The following is a 19,616-nucleotide window of genomic DNA, read 5'->3' on the forward strand; positions in this document are numbered from 1 at the left end:
AACGGAGGCTGGCAGCATGAAGATTATTGTCACGGGAGCCAGCCGGGGTCTGGGCAAGGGCATTGCCCGCTATCTCGCCGCCGCAGGACACACCGTGGGGATGCTCGCGCGATCCGCTGAACTGCTCAAGCGACTGCAGGAGGAGTTTACGGCCTATGGCGTCCATCATCCGGCCGTCGCCTGCGACCTGCGCGATCCCCTGGCAACCGAGCGCGCCATGGCGGAACTCCTTCAACGCCTGGGCGGGGTGGACGCCCTCATCAACAACGCCGGCCTCGTGATTCGAAAGGATTGCTTTTCCCTGAGCCTGGATGAGTGGCACGACATGGTCAACACGAACATCAACGGGCTCTTCTACGCGACGCGTGCTGTGCTGGAGCCGATGAAAGCCCAGGGCTCAGGCCATATCATCAACATCTCTTCAATTTCAGGGCGTCTACCGCTCGCGGGCGGGAGCGCCTACGCCGCGACGAAATTCGCATGCACCGGCTTCTCCCAGTCGCTTTTTCTCGAAGTGCGCGACTACGGGATCAAGGTAACGACCCTCTACCCCGGTTCGGTAAATTCAAAATCCCACCGGCACAATCCCGACGAAGACCACTCGTGGAAGGTGTCTCCCGCAGAAGTGGGCCAGGCCTGCCTTGACGTCCTCGAAACCCGGCCCGGGATGTGCATCAGCGAACTCGAAATCCGCCCGCTCTCGCGGCCGCCCCAGGGTTGAGTGCCATGCGCTGGCAAGCAGAACATCTTCGCCTCGGCACCTGCAGTTGGACCGCGAAGGGCTGGGAGGACGCCTTCTACGCGAAGGGTACCAAGGCCACGGATTATATCGCGGCCTACGGCCAGCGCTTTTCGAGCGTGGAAGTGGATGCGAGCTTCTACGGCGTGCCGCGCGAATCCACGTTGGAGCACTGGCGCGACGCCACGCCCGAAGGATTCGTCTTCGCGGCGAAGGCGCCGAAGGAAATCACCCATGATCGCTTCCTTTTGGGGTGCGAACGGCCTTTGCAAAGTTTCCTCAAGGCCATGTCAATCCTGGGCGAGAAGTGCGGACCCCTGCTCTTTCAATTCCCCTATTTCGCCCAGCGCACCGGCGTGGACCTGCACCACTTCCTGGACAAACTGGCGGCTTTCCTGCCGCTCCTGCCCGAATCGGAATTCAGGTTTGCCCTGGAAGTGCGCAACAAAGGGTGGATATCCGCCCCGTTGCTGGACTTGCTGCACCACCACAATATCGCGCTCGCGCTCATCGATCATCCCTGGATGAGCCGCCCGAAGCAGCTCTTCCACACCCAGGGCATCCACACCGCAGACTTCATGTACATCCGCTGGCTCGGCGACCGCAAGGGCATCGAAGAAAAGACCAAGGTGTGGAAAGAAGTCGTGGTCAACAAGGACGATCTCACCGCGGAATGGATTCCGCCGATTCAGGCCGCACTGGAGAAGGAGCTTCGGGTCTACGGGTATGTGAACAACCACTACTCAGGCTATGCGCCCCATGATGTGGGCGTCCTGGAGGACGCATTGCGCGACTGGCTTCCGGTGCGGGGGGCATAGCGCGCCGAAACCGGGCCGGAAATCGCGCGCCCTTCCGGCCGATTTTCTATTCTGGTTGTTCGTGTGTAGAATAGGGACGACGCAGGCAGTAACACGTCCCCAATTCAAGAACAAGCCAATCACCCCGCTTGTGGCCCCATGCCGCGTGGACTTCGAATGCGGAGTCCGGGAATTACGGTGGAGCCACAGGGAGTTTCAGATACGATGGTCTTGACAGAATCGGGCGCGGGGAGCGCCGTTAGTGCCCGCCGCGCATTCGTTTCCCGAAGGAGCGCCCGGACGTTCCACGCGGTCCCGCGCGGGGGGTGGCGTCCGGGACGCGCCGCTCTTGTGGCCTTTCTTTGGGTCGCGGTCGTAGTGCTGAGCCATCGGCCCTGCGCGGCCCTGCCGACCTATCCCGTTCAACATTTCAGCGCGAAAGCCGGACTGGCGGGGTCCGTGGTCCGGGGCATTGACCGGAGCCCGGAAGGCGTCATGTGGTTTGCCTGCTGGGGGCGCGGTGTTTCCTCCTACGATGGACTCCAGTGGAAGAGCTACGAGCTGGAAGACGGCTTGCCATCCCACGATATTCGCGACGTGCGTTTTGATGAGCGGGGACTTCTCTGGACCGGCGGGGTGGGCGGAATAGCGGTCTTGATTGGTGATCGCTGGGTGAAAATCCCTACGGGAGTGCCGGATCTTGACGCGCCAAGCGTCTACACCATTTGCCCCCTGCGCGACGGGCGGATTTGGTTCGGACTGGAGGGGGGCCAGGTCATCCAGTTTGCACCCGACGGCGAGGGCGGGCCGTCCGAAAGCCCGCGGGGCGCCTGGTCGCTGGTGGCGGACCGGGATCGCACGGGAATGGACACGGGTATCGCGGGCGTGCAGGAACTCGCCGACGGAACGATGGTCATCGGGACCGACGACAATGGAATTCTGCGCTATCGCAAGGGCGCCTGGTTCCAGGGCCCGGGCGATCCGGAAGTAACCGGCGTTTCGTCCATCTGCGTGGGAAACGATGGCCGTGTTCATGCCGCAGGGCGCAGCGGGCTCTGGTGCCAGACCCCCGGGCAGGCGGGCTGGACCCATGAATCGACCGAGCGGGCGCGCTCCGTTTCGCCCCGCGCCGGGCGTGATATCGCGGTCGCATTCCTCAGCCGGGTCGAATTCCAGGACGGCCCAAACCGCAACGAGGTCCGCCTGCTTCGGGACACGGACGGGTTCGTCATGCAGGTAATCCGGCATTTCCCGGAGGTCGATGAAACGTGGGTGGGCACCAAGCTGGGTGTGTTTCGTATTGGGAGCCAGGGCTGGACCTTTTATCCCCATTCCGAAGCGGGCTTCTGGCCGACGGGCAATGCCCTGTATGCCGACAGCCGGACCCCGGCGACGATGGCGGACCGCAAGGGGGCACTGCATCAATTCGTGGATGGCGGCTGGCGCGCGGTAGGTCAGATTGAACCCGGACACTATCTCTCCATCAACCGGGGCCGAGGCAACACGCTGTGGATTGCGCGGGAAGGCCGGGCGCTTCGATGGGATCTCGACACGCTGCGGGTGCTTGACCAACTGGATCTCCCCCCGGACGCCAGAAATGTTCAGGAATCCGGCTCGGGCTATTTGATCGCATGGGGTGTCGATACGATCTACCAGCAGGTCTCGGGCACCTGGGTCAGGAGTCCGGCCAGCCCCAACGCGCCGCAGGAAGGCGTCAATTCCCTGTTGGTAATCGCCGGTGATGAATTGCTGGTCTCCACGCTGGTGGCGCTGGAGCATTGGAAGCTCTCTCCGGACGGAGAGGCCTCGCCCCTGCACCAGATCCATGATGGGAAGAACTTTCGGGGGCTCATCCAGGAACCCGATGGGACAGTCCTGGTCGGCGTCAACGAAGACGGCATTTACCGGTACCAGAGTGGCGCGCTGGACTCGGTAATACCCTTTGAAAAGAACCCGAGCGCCCGGGTGTCGTGCCTGCTGCGGACCCAGTCCGGTCGCATCTGGTCGGGGTCCCTCGATCTGGGTCTGGCCAGTTACGACCGGGGTCGCTGGATCTGGTACGGGGAGTTGAGCGGTTTTCCCAGTGGCGGTATCTCCACGATCTCCGAAGATCCGTCGGGCAATATCTGGGCGGCGCTGAACGACACCGGAATTCTGCGCTATTCGCCGGATATCGAAGCGCCGGAAACGACAATCCGGCAGATGCCGACCCAGATTCCCTACAATGACCGTAGCGTGTTTCAATTTGAAGGCCGGGATCGGTGGGACATATCCGGTCGAGACGAACTGGTTTTTGCGTCGAGAATTCGGCCGGCGGGTGGCGACGCGGACGCGGTACCCTGGAGCCCCTTTTCCCGCGAACGCAGCGTAATCTCGCCCCAATTGCCCTATGGCGAATATGTCTTCGAGGTCCAGGCGGCCGATATCAATTTCAACACGGACCCCACGCCGGCGCAGCACCCCTTTACCGTGCTCCCTCCTCTCTGGGCCACGCCGGCGTTCCTGATCCCTATCAGTGGGCTGGCCCTGGCGATTCTGGTTGCGGCGTGGCTCCTCTTCACCAATTACCGGGTCCTGAGCATATCCGAATATCGCCTGCGCGAGGCCAAGGAGCAGGCGGAGGCCGCGAACCGCGCCAAGAGCCAGTTTCTGGCCCACGTGTCCCACGAAATCAGGACCCCGATGAACGCCATTCTCGGTCATGTCCAGGTGCTTCAGAAATCCGGAAGCCGCTCGGCGGAGGACGGAGAAAGCCTGAACACCATCATTCGCAGCGGGGATCACCTGCTGGAACTGATCAACAACGTGCTGGAGATGGCGAAAATCGAAGCCGGGACGCTGAACATCAACCTGGAAACCTTCAAGTTCCGCGAATGCGTCGATCATATTCTCCAGATGCTCGGCGTACAGTGCGCCCCCGACAAGGTGGCTCTTCGCGCGCGGATCGACGACTCCGTACCCGAATATATCATCGCGGATCACGGGAAGATACGCCAGATCCTGATCAATCTTATCGGCAATGCCATTAAGTTTACGCCCGCCGGTTCGATCACCCTCCTCTGCAGGGCGGAGGCGCAACCGGATCAGCCCGATGCGTTTCTGCTGCACCTGGAGTTGCGAGACACCGGACAGGGCATCGAGCCCGAGGCGCTCAATCGGGTCCTCGAACCCTTTGAGCAGGCTTCCGCCGGGCGCAGGGCCGGTGGCGCCGGCCTGGGTCTGCCCATAAGCCGGCGGCAGATTGAAGCGATGGATGGGGAAATGCGCATCGAATCCCAGCCGGGCCAGGGCACGTCAATCTATGCGAGCCTTCCCGTCCGCGCGGGTCACCCCGAGCAAGTGCCACGGACCACTTCGAGCGGCCACAGCCACGCCGCCGAGGCCATGGGCAACATCCGGGTCCTGGTGGTGGATGATATCGAAACGAACCTGAGCGTCATGGACAAGCTCCTGAGGCTCTTCAACTTTGACGTCGTCGGTGTATCCAGCGGTGCGGAAGCCATTGAGACGTTCCAGCACTGGAAGCCCAACCTGATCCTCATGGACCAGGCCATGCCCGACATGGACGGGATCGAGACGACGCGGCGCATCCGCGCTATGGAAGGCGGGGAACGAATACCCGTGATCTTCGTTACCGGCGGCGTCCTCGATGAAGAGCTTCGGGAGATTCTGGCCTCCGATGCGACCGACATCATTCGCAAGCCTTTCCGTCAGGCGGAACTGATGGAGAAAATCAGAGCCCATCTCGGACTTCCCGAGGCCTGACGGCCCATTGCAAAACTCGAACGCGTGCTACGGCAGGAATCGGGCGCGTTCCTCCGCGCCGGGCACGCGACAGGTATCTCGCTTGCCGAAGAGGCTGTAGCGGTTTCGCGCAATCGCGCGATAGACCGGATCGCGCACAAGACGTGGTATGAGGCGAAGCCAACCCAGGACCGACCACAGCCCGCCCAGTCTCCTGCAAATTTCCAGCGAAGCATCGGACTGATCGTGCATGCCCCGCTCGTCCAGATAGACCATGGACCATTGTTCCGGATCCTCGCCAATCGGCGGCAACAAGGCTCGGGCGGTCTCGCCCTGGATGGGTGCGAAGAGAAACACTTGCCTGCTATCCACACGCAGCATGAGATCCACGAAGCGATTGCACAGGCCGCAGACGCCGTCGAAAAAGATAATGGGGCGATCACCTGTTGGAGCATCTCTAGTCTGACTGGATCGAGTATTCATAGGGACATCATTTCCGACTGGGGCGGAATCGCCAGCCGCAAGGATACAGCAGCGGCGTGCTCAACTGTGAGCACGCGGTATTCCTCGGCGCCTGGGGGGCGCCATTTCTACATCCGAAACGCCTTCCCCAGATCGAGTATTCGTTCCTCAGCGTCGTACCATCCCTGGGGGGCGAAGTCGGCCGTGTGGAGGTAGCATTGCACGCGCACCTGAGCGCTGCCTTCGGTGAAGGTGAAGAGGCGGCTCATGGGCGTGGAATGGTGGCGGCCGTGGAAGCGCGTGAGCGCCGAGACGTTGGCGAAGTTCACGCCCCACTTCCGCTCGATGTGGGAGCGACCTCCCGTGCGATCATCGGGGTTGGTGTGGGTGTGTCCGCCGAGCCACAGGTCGATGGCCCCTTCGTGCTCCGCGAGATAGCGTTCGAAGGCCTGGGCGTCGGGCTGTTCCCCGAGCCAGTAGAGATAGGAAGCGCCCATGGGCCCGCCATCGGCGTAGTACCCGTGGAGGTTGGATCTCCAGTTACCCTGCTCGTCTTTCACATAGCCCTCCCAGGGGCCTGAGGCCACGGTGGTCTCTTTGAGCATGTGGTGGTGCGCGGAGATGATGATGCTGTCGGGATTGGCCTCCACCTGCGCCTTCCACCAGTCGAAAGTTTCCGGCATCACCGCGCCGGAAGGATAGCCTCCACGCTCGCCGCGGCCCACGGGCGGCCCCATATCGTTGCGATCACTCATCATGAGGAAGAGGAGATTGCCCGCGCGAAAGCTGTAGCGTTCCCACGTGCCCTCGACGGGATAAGGCATTCGCTTCGGGTCCACACCGGAATGGGCCGTATTTTCGCCGGTGGGGTCGATCCACTTCTTGAACCACCACTGGGTTTCCTCGTCCTTGTAGGTCGCGTCGTGGTTACCCGCCACGCAATAAATCGCCTCGCGCCGATGGTGCTTCAACGCTCCGAACTGACGGACGATCTCCGCGCCTTCTTCATCCTTGGGTGAGCCCTGGTTCCCCGAAAAGTCTCCCAGGTTCACCGCGATATCCCAGTCGAAGCCGGGTCCTTCGCTCTGGCGCAGCGCATCGGCCAGGCTCTCGCGGCCCTGCTTGAGATCGGTGCCCACATGGGCGTCGGACATGGCCCAGAGTCGAAACTGGCGGGGAGATTCGATGGCATCCGCGGCCGCGACGTGCCGCGAAACTGTGCCGAGGGTGAATGCCTGCGCGGCCCGACGCGAAAACTCGCGGCGGGTCATCCCACGCCGGTGCTTTCCTGTTGGTTTGTTTTGAATGTCCATACTCATCCTGTCTATTGCTGCTCAGCGACTGCTGCATCGGCAATAGATTGCGCAATTGCAACGATTGGATCAACAACGCCATGGTTACTGGCGAGACACAGTGAAAGAGTTTTCCCACAGATCCACACAGATCCGCACAGATAAGTAAAAATGGTTCATCCGGTTTGACGGTACATTTTGTTCGGACCGAGAATGCCAGGTGCGTCAATGGAGGAGCGTCGGTTATTGACAGGTATTCTTCCGAGCGACTGGTGTATTGCCCTCCGGCCCGAAGGGCCACCGACAAACTAGCCCAGGGCAACGCCCTGGGAAAGCAATCCCAATTGCCTCCTAGCCCTGAAAGGGCGGTACAGAGTGGCCTTAGTCGGCGTATTGTGCCGCCCTTTCAGGGCTGAATCGTAGTTGTTCCATTTAACCCGGGGCGTTGCCCTGGGCTAATATGTTTTTGGCCCTTCGGGCCAGAAAACTGGGCCAATTGACCGCCCCCTTTTAATAAGAACGAAAGGAGTACGCTCCAATCGGATGAACCAAAAATATTGACTACTGAGCGCACGGAGAACGTAATGGAGGGAGGGGAGCAGAGAGGCCCTCCAACGCGGCCATATCCACACTCGACACCGGCGACACTGAATGTCTTCTTCTCCGCGCCTCCGTGTCCGTGATCAAATTTTTGGTTAGATTGTGATCCAAGACACCCTTCTATGTCGTCTTCCCGACACTTGCCACAACGCGGTCTGTGCTGCTACTGTGGAGCCGCAATCCGAAACTAGAACGGTTTCAGGGACTACCAGAATGGCTATTCAAGGCAGGAGCATTTTGGGCTGCACCGGAGGTGTTTGCCTGTTGTACGTGCTGGCGCTCACTGCGCCGGGCTGGGCGTCCCATGCCGCGCCACCCGACTTCGAGCACCAGATCGCGCCGCTGCTCGTGAAGCGCTGCGTCGAGTGCCATCAAGAGCGGGACCCCTCCGGCGGGCTGGCGCTGGTCACGCGGGCGGGTTTGTTGAAGGGCGGCGGCGATGGCCCCGCTGTCGTACCCGGTGCGCCGGACGCGAGCCACATTTTTGCGCGGGTATTGGCGGGCGAAATGCCGCCCGAAGAGAAAGGGCTTTCGCGGAAACTGCCCGAAGCGGAGATCGCACTTCTTCGCGAATGGATTCAGTCGGGTGCGCCGTGGCCCGAAGGCCGCAAGCTCGACCTTTATGAAGCCACGACCGAAGTGCGCGGCGGGCGCGACTGGTGGTCTTTTCAGCCTATCAAGCCTGTGGCGCCACCAAACGTCACGCACCCCGAACTCGCCAGCAATCCCATCGACGCCTTCATCCTCGCGGGGCTGGAAAAGGCCGGCATGGAGCCTGCGCCCCTGGCGGATCGCCGCAACCTGATTCGGCGCGTGTACTATGATGTGATCGGCCTGCCGCCAAGCTTTGAACAGATCAAAGCTTTCGTCGCCGATGACCGGCCCGATGCGTGGGAGCGCGTGGTGGATGGCCTGCTCGCCAACCCGCACTACGGCGAAAAGTGGGCACGGCACTGGCTCGATGTGGTGCGCTTTGCGGAGACCAGCGGGTATGAGCGGGACCAGGAAAAGCCCTACGCCTGGCGTTACCGCGACTGGGTGGTGGATGCGATCAACGACGACCTGCCCTACGACCAGTTTGTGGTTCAGCAACTGGCGGGCGATGAGGTGCCTGACCGTACCGAGCGCACCGTCATTGCCACGGGCATGCTGCGCCTGGGCACGTGGAATGATGAACCGAACGACGCGCAGGACTACAAATACGAGCGCCTTGAAGATCTGGTACACGTCACTTCGTCCGCCTTTCTCGGGCTCACGGTGAAGTGTGCGCGGTGCCACGATCACAAGTTCGACCCGATCCCCCAGACGGACTACTACCGCCTGGCCGCCGCGTTCTGGCCGGGCGCCATTGAAGCGCGCGACGGGAAGTATGTCGGCGGGCCGACGCCGGAAGAACTCGGTTATGAGAATGTGCTCGGCTGGTCCGATATCACGAACACGCCCCAACCTATTCATCTGCTGAAAAATGGCGAGCGCGACAAACCGGGCGTCGCCGTGGAGGCGGGCGTGCTCACTGTTGTACCCGCGCTGGACCGCCCATTCGACATGCCGCCCGCCAACGCGAAATCCACTTTCCGCCGTCTGCAATTGGCGCGCTGGATCACGAACCCCGCCAATCCGCTTACGCCGCGCGTGGCGGTGAACCGCCTGTGGCAACACCACTTCGGCAAGGGACTGGTGCGCACGCCGGACAATTTCGGCTACAAGGGTGACCTGCCCACGCACCCCGAATTGCTCGACTGGCTGGCGAATGAACTCATCCAGGGGGGCTGGAAGATGAAGCCACTTCACCGCATGATATTGCTGTCGCGCACCTATCGCCAGGCGACGGTCCATCCACAACAGGACGCGTACAACTTGACCGACGCGTCGAACATGCATTGGTGGCGGGCCGAGCGCCGCCGACTCGATGCCGAGGCCCTGCGCGACACGATGCTGTCCGTGACCGGCGAGCTCGACGAAACACGCGGTGGGCCGAGCTTCAAACCCGCCATCGCGGCCGATGCCCTGGAGGGCCTGTCCACGAAGGATGCCGCGTGGAAAGCCTCGCCCGAGGGCCAGCAACACCGCCGCAGTCTATATATCTACAGCAAGCGCAGTTTACTGCCGCCGATGATGACTACGTTTAATTTCACCGACACGACCCTTCCCTGCGCCCAGCGCGATTCGACCATTGCGCCGACGCAGGCCCTGGCCCTGCTGAACAACGCCTTCACCCACGAACGCAGCGCGGCACTCGCGCGGCGGGTGATCTCCACTGCGGGCGCTACGCCGGAGGAACGCATAGGGCTGGCCTGGCGATACGCGCTGGAGCGCGACCCGACGCTCGACGAGGCGCGGCTCTCGCTGGAGCATCTGGTCGATCAACAGGCGCGCTTTGCGAAGGCGGGATTGGATGTCCCCGACCAGCGCGCCCTGGAGTCCCTTTGCCATGTGTTGCTGAACGGGAATGAGTTTATTTATGTGGATTAACAACGCACGTCACATGCGAATCGATTTCAGCGGAACCTATGGATGTTTTTCACCACGAAGAACACGAAGAGCACGAAGAAGAAAAGAAGGAAATAATTTTTTGGGAGTTGAGCTTTTTGCCAGTTTCGGCTGTCCGATATCTGAATCACGTTGCGCCGCGACGCATACATCGTGGTCACCCCGCACGCGCTCTCTTCACCTTCTTACCCCCTTCGTGCGCTTCGTGTTCTTCGTGGTAGGAATTTTTGATTGGAGCATTCCATGACCGACCACCGCCAATTCCCCTGCGGCAAGACCCGCCGCGAGTTTGTCTGGGAGATGGGCGCGGGCTTTGCCGGGGTCGCGTTGGCGGGGCTGCTGTCGGGCGAGGGTTTCTTTTCGCGCAGCGCCAGCGCCGCGAGCCTCAACCCGCTCGCGGCACGCCCTCCCCTGCTCTCCACCCGTGCGAAGTCGTGCATCTTTCTCATGATGAACGGCGCACCCAGCCAGGTGGACACGTTTGACTACAAGCCCGAGCTCCGGAAGTACGCGGGCATGACCATGCCCGATCATCTGAAGTACATTAATTCCGGCGGGCGCAAGGTGGGCTACCTGACGCCCAACTTCCGCGAATTTCGTCCCGGCGGCCAGAGCGGCCTCCTCATCTCCGACTATTTCCCGAACGTGCGCAAGCACGCCGACAAACTCTGCGTCATCAACTCGTGCCACACCGACAGCCACGCCCACGGCTCCGCGCTGGTGGCCATGAACACGGGCAAGACCTTCATCGGGCGGCCTTCGCTGGGGAGCTGGTGCGCCTACGGTCTTGGCAGCGAAAACCAGAGCCTGCCGGGCTATGTCGTCATGCTGGACAAGCGCGGCGGCCCCATCAGCGGCGAGCCGAACTGGTCCAGCGGCTTCATGCCCTCCACCTACGCCGGCACGCTGTTCCGCCCCGTCGGCGATCCCATCCTCGACCTCTACGGTCCCGAGCACCTGAGCCGCGAGGCCCAGCGCGCGCAACTCGACCTGATGGCCAAGTTCAACGAGATTCACATGACGCAATATCCCGGCGCGCAGGAACTCGCCGCGCGCGTGGAAACCTACGAACTCGCCTACCGCATGCAGGCCGAAGCCCCGGAGGCCGTGGAGATCACCAACGAATCGCCCGAGACCTTGACGATGTACGGCGTCGGCCAACAACCCACCGACGAGTTCGGCCGCAACTGCCTGGTCGCCCGCCGCCTCGTCGAGCGCGGCGTCCGCTTCGTCCAGCTCTACTCCGGCGGCGGCCACCTCGCAGAGACCTGGGACGCCCACGAGAGCATCGAGAAAAACCACGGCCAGCACGGCGCGGAAGTCGACCAGCCCATCGCCGCCCTCCTCAGCGATCTGGAGCAGCGCGGCCTACTCGACGAAACCCTCGTCGTCTGGGGCGGGGAATTCGGCCGTATGCCCTTCAGCGAAGGCCAGGGCGCGCCAGGCCGCAACCACAACCCCTACGGCTTCAGCATGTGGCTCGCGGGCGGCGGCGTGAAAGGCGGCATGACCTACGGCAGCACCGACGAACTCGGCTTCGCCGCCGCGGAAAACAAGGTCCACCTCCACGATATTCACGCCACGATCCTGCACCTCATGGGCGTGGACCACGAGGCCCTGACCTATTTTCACCAGGGGCGGGAAGAGAGCCTGACGGATGTGGGTGGAAGGGTTGTGCGGGAGGTGATGACCTGAGTTGAGTGCCGCGACCCCGCGTCCCGCCCCTACGTCGTTCCCTGTGCGGCTTCCAATTCGGCCATGCGCTTCGCATGGCGTTTGAGCAAGTCGTAGATGGGCCGATTGCCCGCGCGCTTGGCGACTTCGCGCAGGGTCATACCGTGTGACGGAATCCGTATGTCGGCTCCGGCCGCGAGGAGGCGGCGTACCGTCGCCAGGTGCCCCTTGACCACCGCCTGGTACAGGGGCGTCTCGCCGGAAAGGTTCGCCTGGTTCACCTCGGCCCCCTGCTGTATCAGATGCTCCGCGATGGCGTAGTGTTCCTTGTTGATGGCCACCAGCAGCGGGGTCCAGCCTTTTTCATTCACCGGGATGTTGAGCGTATCGGGCTGGCTGCGCCGGAAAAGGCGCACGATGCGCAGATCACCCGTAAGAATCGCGCCCACCAGGGAATCCGGTATCTCCAGCGCGCGAATCTCCTCTTGGCAATCAATAAAGAGCTTGGCCAGGCGGTCGAAGTTGTTGTTGCGCGCGAGCGTAACGAGATCCCAACGCTCAAGCATGGTCCGCTGACCCACATCCGCCCCAGCCGCAATCAGCAGTTCCGCGGATTCAAAGCCCCCGCAGACGGCCGCCATTTGCAGGGCCGTGCGCTGGTCGTCGTCCCGGGCATCCACGTCCACTCCTCGGGTGAGCAGCCGCCGGACCATGGCGGGATCCTTCGCCTTCACCGCCACCATCAGCGCGGTTGAATTGCCGAGTCCGCGATGCTCTACATTGGCCCCGAGGGCCAGGAGCGTTTCCACGACGGAAACATGTCCCGCTTCCACGGCAAGAAGCAGCGGCGTGCGACCCTGCTTTTCCTCATATTCGATATCGGCGCCGTGGGCCGCCAGCAATTCCACAACCGCGTGGTGTCCCCGTGCGGCGGCCGCCACGAGTCCGGTGATGCCCTTGCGCGCGCACTTGTCGGGCTCCGCGCCCGCTTCCAGAAGGAGTTCCACCACCGCCAGCCGCCCATATTTGGCTGCGTGATACAGGGGCGTGTCGCCCTTGCGCCCCTGGCGATCGACTTCGGCACCGCGCTTCAGGAGCAGCCGCACAATGTCGCGGTGCCCCGCGCCCGCCGCGTGGATCAAGGGCGTTGCGCCGTCGGCGTCGGCGTCGTTCGGCGAAGACCCTTTATCGAGGAACCTCTCAACTTTGGCCAGATCGCCCTGCTGCGCCGCCTTGAAAATGGATGAAAAAAGGTCCAACGAAAATCCTCCCCGATGGGCTGGTGGGCTGCGCTGCGTCCGGGGCGCATTCCCGGTCGACGTCACCCAGATTCCAGGGCGTCGAGCCGCCAAGCCATCGTGCTCCCCGGATTGCTGCCGTTTGAGTCCCCCGACGTCGGGAACCGGCGTTTGTCTACTTATCTTAATACAGATCGGAGGGAAAGCTCAACGTTTACGCCCCGTTTCAGAGGCGGCAGCCCACCGCCGCCGCCCCGAATACGCTTCTCCCCACTTGCCCCGGTCAGTTGGTGCCGCCGGCGTCCTTCAGGGCGTCCCGCGCCGCGTCCAGGCGCAGGTTGGAATCTTCCAGCACGGTCAGCGGCGTGCGGCCCTCGTTGTCCTTCACATTCGGATCGATTCCCTCGTCGATCAGCAATTCGACAAGGGGAACGCTGTTGCTGAGCACCGCGTAGTGCAGCGGTGACTGGCCGGTTTCGTCCCGGAGCTCGGCCAGTGTCGAATCGGTCTTGAGCAGTTCCCGCACTTTTTCCGTGTCGCCCGCCTGAAGGGCAATCACGAAATCGCCCACGATATCCCCGGTGTAGTTGCCCGGATCGACGGCCCTTCCGCCTCCTTCGGAACATCCGGCCACAAACAGCGAAAATGCAATAATCGATGCAACACCCAGCCATTTCTTCACGAAGTACTTCTCCTCATTGCGGCGATCCACCGCTACTGCTTCAACCATCCGCCTACTGCCCCGACACTGTCCAGTTAAGACAGCTTCAAGCCCAACATATCAGCGGGAGAGGCTTCCCATGAAGCCTCTCCCGCGCTACATTGTAGTTCACTCGCGCGTGAAACCGCCAACGCGGACCGCCCGATTTATTACGGGAAGGGATTGCCGCCCGTATTGGCCGTCTGGACCAGACGGGTGAGCATGAACATCTTGCTGAAGTCGGGCTGCGGGTACTTACCGAATTCCACATGGCCGTCCATGAACAGGACGTTGGCTCCACCGGGAACGTGGTTGAACTGGGCTGCATCAATCGCCCCGCCCGTGCCGTTCGTGAGGATCGTATCCCACATAACGGGGATATCCGATTGCGCCTGAGCGGAACCACCTGGATTGTTGATATCGGTGATGTAGAACCGTTCAATACCCTCTCGGATTGGCATGGTAGTGGGGGTCGAACCGTCGGAAAGCGGCGCAAAAGTATGATTCTGATCGAAACCGTAGATTCTTCTTAGCACAGCATTGTTGGCCGAGAACACCGTCGCAATCGCGGTGACGTCCGCCTCGGTCTTAAACCACTCCCCCTTGATCACATGACCCCAATAGCTGTAGCTGTAGTTCGAAGCCAGCGCAAAGCAGCTCTGCTCAGGGATCACACCAAGAGCAGGTTTGCATTTATTGGATGGTATGCCGGGTACATGGACAAGTCTTCCATAGATGCGCAGGTACTCATCTGGAATCTGCTTCACGGCACCCGCATTTTCGGCGAAGCTGTGACCTACGCCGATAACGCGCCAGAATCCGCGGTCATCTGCACCGCCGGAATAGTCGTTGGGCACCCAGGAATCGTACCCTTGGGAATCGGACGGGCAAAAGGCCAGCGCCCAATCATTCCAGTATTCTGGATAGAGATGCCCGGCACTCACCCAACGGGCGAGGTCTGCATTGCCCGCGACCACACCACTGGAATTCGGGCGATAGTCCCCCCCATTCAGATTACGGTTGGCGTTGGCCTGTCGGGGCGGAAACTTCTCGCCCTTGCTTTCGTTGGCGTACATCTTGAAGATCACGCCGAATTGCTTGAGGTTGTTCTGGCAACTTGCGCGGCGGGCCGCTTCCCGCGCGCGGGCCAGGGCCGGCAGCAGGATGGCCGCAAGGATGCCGATGATGGCGATCACGACGAGCAGTTCGATCAGCGTGAAGCCTTTTCTTGAACTTTTCATAATACGCTTCCTTAACCCATTAAAGTTCTTTGAAAGATGATTACGTTTGATTCGACGAATACGGCGATGTCTTCTCGGTCGCGACCTCCTCTCTGCGGGCGCCCGCGGCAACGGGGCAACCCGGCGTGGAAAGCGGTTCAAAGGCGGGCTGGATGGCGTGGAGCGGGTCAAACGAAAAAGGTAGGTGAAAGCACGAATATCAAACACCACAACCGGGAAGGCCAAGTAGAACGCCGTCGCTCCGAATAAAGAGAAAATGGGACGACGACCTGTACCTCTTTCGGCGTCGCTTCACAAAAGGGAAGGGCCGATTTCTCGCTGCAGATACCCGCTTGCCGGATGTACGCCCAACTGCCTTGCTACTTTCCTCAAGCACGAAAATGGTTATACGCTAACAGGAAAAGATTGTCAAGGGCTTTATATAATTCCGCAGTATTCGCATTTTGTTTTTTGGGGTGAATTGTGCGAGGTGCAGGAGGGGCAGAACGAAGATCCTGGCCCGTCAATCGGACGGATCAGACGGATCGGACCGATCTAACTGCTTCGATCCGTCTGATCCGTCTAAGGGTCTCCTCTCCGGCGGGCCTGGCCCGATCGGTTACTGCTTGATCAGCCAGACCTCCGTCAACCTTGAGGCGTCGCGCCAGTTGATTCCGGGTTCGTCGGGAACATCGAAGGTGAGGATGATAGTACCGTCCTTGTAGAGTTCCTTCGGCACCGGGAACTCCTTGATCTCCCCCACTTTCTTTCCATCAATGGTGGGCTGGACACGCTCGCCGTTGACCCGGAGCAGGCACTGGCTGAGGCCCGTGGTGCGGACGAGGTAGTCCGCTTCGGGATCCACATCGTCGTAGCGCAAGCCCATGGGCCAGTCCATCTTGCTGACCCAGGACTGGCGCAGACGGCTGCGGCCATCGTCCCACCACATGAAGTCGGGGTTCATGTGTCGCCGCATGAGCGGATCGGTGCTGAGGGATTCGCCGCGCAGCACATGGTCGGATTGGGCTACGTTGCCGATATCGTCGTAGAAGCTGCCAGGCCCCGGATTTTCCCAGGTGGCGATGGTATTAAGTCGTTCAAGCTTTTCCGCGTCGTTGCCGAGGGCGCGGATCTCCTTGAACTGGTCTTCGTACCACCAGCGGTTGTTCAGCGGAAAATCGACAAAGTCGAGGACGGCGCTGCGCTGGGCGTTGTTCGCGCCATATTTCTCCACGCTGCTCTGATACCCAATGGACTGGTGAAGGCGCTCGCAGAGATCAACGATGGCGGCGCGGGTTTCTTGACGGGGTGATTCGGTGTCGGCCTTTGCAAAAACCGCCAGAGCCCCGTCCATGGCCTGGTCAATACCTATTTGAGGGGCCACGGCGAGGAGGGCATTCGCGTCCGCTTCGAGTTTCTCCTCGTGCATCAGGCGGCCGCGGATGTAGCTGTCGTAGTGGGCCTTGAGCAGGCAGAGCTGCCAGCGCCAGTTGTCTTTCAAGCCTGGGTTCTCGCGGTCGAGTTGTTGCCAGAGGGCCAGGGTGGACTCCACGCCGCCGTTAAGGGCGAGGGGACCCTCCCAGTTTTTCTCCAGGGCATAGAGCCCGTCGGCGGCGCGCTCGGCCACGCTGTGCCCGAAGAAGAAGCGGCAATACTCAATGAGGCCTTCGCGCACATCGCCGTCCACGTCCCAGCCGAGCAAACTCCACACGATCTTGTTCACATCGTCGTGCATGCCGTCGGAATAGGTGATGAAGCCGTCGGTGTCTTTGGCAAATGCGCGGAAGATGGTCGTGTAGCGCACGGGCGAGGGGTTGACGCCTTCTCGGCCCGAAGTGAAGGCGAATGCGGGGTCGATCCAGGCGGCGGGGTATTGGGCGCGCACCGTGTGGGTCACGTCGGGGTAGTCGCGCAGACGATACTGCTTCGGCAGGCGCTTGCGCATGAGGGGCAGAGGCGGACTGGAGGGACCGCCGACCGCGCCCGCGAGCCATTTGGGCTGGTTCTTCTCTATCCACTCGAAGAAGTAATCCACTTGTTCTTCGTCAAAGCCCTGGAGGGACATCCATATTTCGGCCTTGGGATGATATTGCGCCAGCAGCTTGGAGATGTCTTCGAGGAAGGGCAGCACGTCCTTCGGGTGGTTGTGGCCGGGGTCGCCGCCGGGGAAGAAGATGGCGTTGAGGTAGGGCGTCTTCTGGTAGAAGGCCTCGTGCTCCTTCAGGTGGGCGGCGCGCTCCTCGGCGTTAGTGAGGTCCACCGTGGCCGGGGTCCACACCCAATAAGCCACGCCGTACTTCTTGCAGCTCTCGCCCATCGCGACGTTCATCTCCTGACGCGTCACCTTGAAATGGGGGCTGTCGTCGTCCTGAAAGGGGATGTTCTCAATGGCGTTCACGCCGAAGAGAGCGAGTTCGCGGATGTACTGGTCATACTGGGCTGGCGTCCAGGCATCGTAGCTGTTGGCCGTGGTGCGATAGCCGAGCTGATGGCCGCGGATAGTGTCATCGGGGGCGGTGGTGATACTCAGGGGCGCTGGAAGATCCAGCTTCCCCGGACCCCAATCGAGGCTGCGGAGCAGCTTTCCCACGCCATAGAGCACACCGGGGCCGTCAAAGCCAACGATGGTCACTTTTTTTGTCCCGGAGTAGACGCCGTATCCACCGGGTGATTCCGGTGGCAACAGGTACTCGGGTGCCCAGAATGCGGTCTGCGGGTTGGTAGCGTCAAATTGGGCACTGGACAACAGGTAGATCGCGGGCTCGGATGCCGCCGGGCTTTCTTTTGCCACAGGTAGTGTTATCCCGGTGCGACGCTGCACCTCCTCCACCAACACAATGGCAGCAGTTGCGCCGACCGGCGAGGTGTCGTGTAGCACGATGGTCGCCCTGGAGAGGTCGAGGGCGTCAGCGGAAAGCGCGACGATGGCGATGGCGACGATGGTGGAAATGGATTTGAGGATATTCACAAAAATACTCCTATGATCATGGGTCTTATGGGTCTTATGGGACCAATGAAACCGAAAGTATTCGCGCACACATTCCGACCCATACGACCCATACGACCCATACGACCCATACGACCCATACGACCCATAAGACCCATAAGACCCATAAGACCCATAAGACCCATAAGACCCATAAGACAACAGGCCGCGCTCCGACGAGCGCGGCCTGTGATATAGATTGTCTCTTCTCTTACAGCGCGTTCGGGGGTGTGCGCACGACGAGCAACCTGAGCTCGGTCATGTCTTCGATGGCGTACTTGATGCCTTCGCGCCCTAAACCGCTGTCTTTCACGCCGCCGTAGGGCATGTGGTCCACGCGCCAGGAGGGTACGTCGCCAATGACCACGCCGCCTACATCGAGCTCGTCCCACGCGAGGTTGACCTTGTAGATGTCGCGGGTGAAAATGCCAGCCTGGAGACCGAACTTGCTGTTGTTGACTTGATCAAGCGCTTCTTTAAAGTCGCTGAACTTGGTCAACAGACAGGCCGGGCCGAAGAACTCTTCTACGTACATGGGCTCGTTTTCCGGCACGTTCTCCAGGATCGTGGCGTCGATGATGTTGTCGTTGCGTCCGCCGCCGCAGAGGAGCGTCGCGCCCGCTTTCACGGCGGATTTGATCCACTCTTCCATGCGGTCCGCTTCGCCCTTGGAGATGATGGGGCCGATAAAGGTGTCTTCATCGCGCGGGTCACCGGCCTTGAGCTTCTTCGTGGCTTCGACGAACTTCTCTTTGAAGGCGTCGTAGATGGATTCGTGAATGATGATGCGCTGGACGCCGATGCAGCTCTGTCCGGACTGGTAGAAGGCGCCGATGACCATGCGGGCCACGGCGTCGTCGAGGTCGGTGTCGTGATCGACGATACAGGCGGCGTTGCCGCCGAGTTCCAGCACCACGGGCTTCTTGCCGGCGCGGGCCTTGAGGTCCCAGCCGACGGCGGGAGAGCCGGTGAAGCTGAGGAACTTGAAGCGCTCGTCGGTCGTGAAGAGATCGGCGCCGTCGCGACGGCAGGGCAGAATGGAGAAGGCGCCTTCGGGCAGGTCGGTTTCGGCGAGGATTTCACCGATGATGATCGCGCCGAGGGGCGTGAGGCTGGCGGGTTTGAGCACGAAGGGGCAGCCGACCGCGAGGGCGGGGGCGACTTTGTGCGCGGCCAGGTTCAGCGGGAAGTTGAAGGGCGAAATGAAGGAGCAGGGGCCGATGGGCACGCGCTTGGCCATGCCGCTGTAGCCGTGGGCCCGGGCGCTGCGATCCATGGAGATGACTTCACCGCCGATGTTCACGGACATTTCCGCCGCGATCTTGAAGGTGTCGATGAGGCGGGAAACTTCGCCGCGGCTGTCCTTAATCGGCTTGCCGCCTTCGATGCAGAGGGTCTGGGCGAGCTCTTCGGCGCGCTCTTTGAAGCGGGCGACGCAGTGCTCCAGCACGGCCTGGCGCTGGTAGGACGGCATGCGGCGGCAGGGTCCGTCGGCCTTCACGGCGGCGGCGATGGCCTGATCGATCACGTCGGGACCGGCCATGGCGACCTTCGTGGCGACCTTGCCAGTGTATTTGTCGATCACGTCGAGGTCGGTATTGGCGTACACGGCCTTGTTCGCGAGGTAATAGGGATAGGAATCCTTGAGCATGGGCGTATTCTCCCTGGTTAGGC

12 protein-coding genes and 1 pseudogene are annotated in these 19,616 nt (G+C 61.5%); 5 read left to right on the forward strand and 8 right to left on the reverse strand.

Features of this window, described 5'->3' with window-relative positions:
• The first annotated feature begins 16 nt into the window (after positions 1 to 16).
• The 3 genes from JNK74_14320 (at position 17) to JNK74_14330 (ending at position 5,301) form a co-directional block, all read left to right on the forward strand.
• On the forward strand, positions 17 to 721 hold the full coding sequence (locus JNK74_14320) for an SDR family NAD(P)-dependent oxidoreductase (protein ID MBL7647358.1): 705 nt from the start codon (positions 17 to 19) through the stop codon (positions 719 to 721).
• Positions 722 to 726: 5 nt separating this feature from the next.
• Entirely contained in the window at positions 727 to 1,557 is an 831-nt protein-coding gene (locus JNK74_14325) for a DUF72 domain-containing protein (GenBank protein MBL7647359.1), read from the forward strand.
• 330 nt (positions 1,558 to 1,887) lie between these two features.
• A complete protein-coding gene (locus tag JNK74_14330; GenBank protein ID MBL7647360.1) occupies positions 1,888 to 5,301 on the forward strand; it encodes a response regulator in 3,414 nt (1,137 codons plus the stop codon).
• 27 nt (positions 5,302 to 5,328) lie between these two features.
• On the opposite strand, the gene JNK74_14335 is transcribed toward JNK74_14330, so the two are convergent.
• A complete protein-coding gene (locus JNK74_14335) occupies positions 5,329 to 5,763 on the reverse strand; it encodes a DUF393 domain-containing protein (protein MBL7647361.1) in 435 nt (144 codons plus the stop codon).
• A gap of 107 nt (positions 5,764 to 5,870) precedes the next feature.
• Complete coding sequence (locus JNK74_14340; protein ID MBL7647362.1) at positions 5,871 to 7,013, reverse strand: metallophosphoesterase; 1,143 nt, start codon at positions 7,011 to 7,013, stop codon at positions 5,871 to 5,873.
• Between the two features lie 834 nt (positions 7,014 to 7,847).
• Between JNK74_14340 and JNK74_14345 the strand changes: the two genes are divergently transcribed.
• Positions 7,848 to 10,106: a PSD1 domain-containing protein gene (locus JNK74_14345; protein ID MBL7647363.1), complete on the forward strand. Its 2,259-nt coding sequence runs from the start codon at positions 7,848 to 7,850 to the stop codon at positions 10,104 to 10,106.
• Positions 10,107 to 10,367: 261 nt separating this feature from the next.
• Entirely contained in the window at positions 10,368 to 11,819 is a 1,452-nt protein-coding gene (locus JNK74_14350) for a DUF1501 domain-containing protein (GenBank protein MBL7647364.1), read from the forward strand.
• 29 nt (positions 11,820 to 11,848) lie between these two features.
• On the opposite strand, the gene JNK74_14355 is transcribed toward JNK74_14350, so the two are convergent.
• From JNK74_14355 to JNK74_14380, 6 genes and pseudogenes are all read right to left on the reverse strand, one after another.
• Complete coding sequence (locus JNK74_14355; GenBank protein MBL7647365.1) at positions 11,849 to 13,057, reverse strand: ankyrin repeat domain-containing protein; 1,209 nt, start codon at positions 13,055 to 13,057, stop codon at positions 11,849 to 11,851.
• A gap of 262 nt (positions 13,058 to 13,319) precedes the next feature.
• The gene (locus JNK74_14360; GenBank protein ID MBL7647366.1) at positions 13,320 to 13,766 is read right to left on the reverse strand and encodes an ankyrin repeat domain-containing protein; all 447 of its coding nucleotides are present in this window, start codon (positions 13,764 to 13,766) and stop codon (positions 13,320 to 13,322) included.
• Positions 13,767 to 13,906: 140 nt separating this feature from the next.
• Positions 13,907 to 14,197 (reverse strand): hypothetical protein, encoded by a 291-nt coding sequence (locus JNK74_14365; GenBank protein ID MBL7647367.1) that lies wholly within the window; start codon positions 14,195 to 14,197, stop codon positions 13,907 to 13,909.
• Between the two features lie 414 nt (positions 14,198 to 14,611).
• Positions 14,612 to 14,977 (reverse strand): annotated as a pseudogene (locus tag JNK74_14370) (prepilin-type N-terminal cleavage/methylation domain-containing protein).
• 598 nt (positions 14,978 to 15,575) lie between these two features.
• Positions 15,576 to 17,882: a hypothetical protein gene (locus JNK74_14375; protein MBL7647368.1), complete on the reverse strand. Its 2,307-nt coding sequence runs from the start codon at positions 17,880 to 17,882 to the stop codon at positions 15,576 to 15,578.
• A gap of 271 nt (positions 17,883 to 18,153) precedes the next feature.
• Positions 18,154 to 19,593, reverse strand: coding sequence for an aldehyde dehydrogenase family protein (locus tag JNK74_14380; protein MBL7647369.1), 1,440 nt, complete (start codon positions 19,591 to 19,593; stop codon positions 18,154 to 18,156).
• Positions 19,594 to 19,616: the final 23 nt, after the last annotated feature.

Source organism: Candidatus Hydrogenedentota bacterium, assembly GCA_016791475.1.
Lineage (GTDB): Bacteria > Hydrogenedentota > Hydrogenedentia > Hydrogenedentales > JAEUWI01 > JAEUWI01.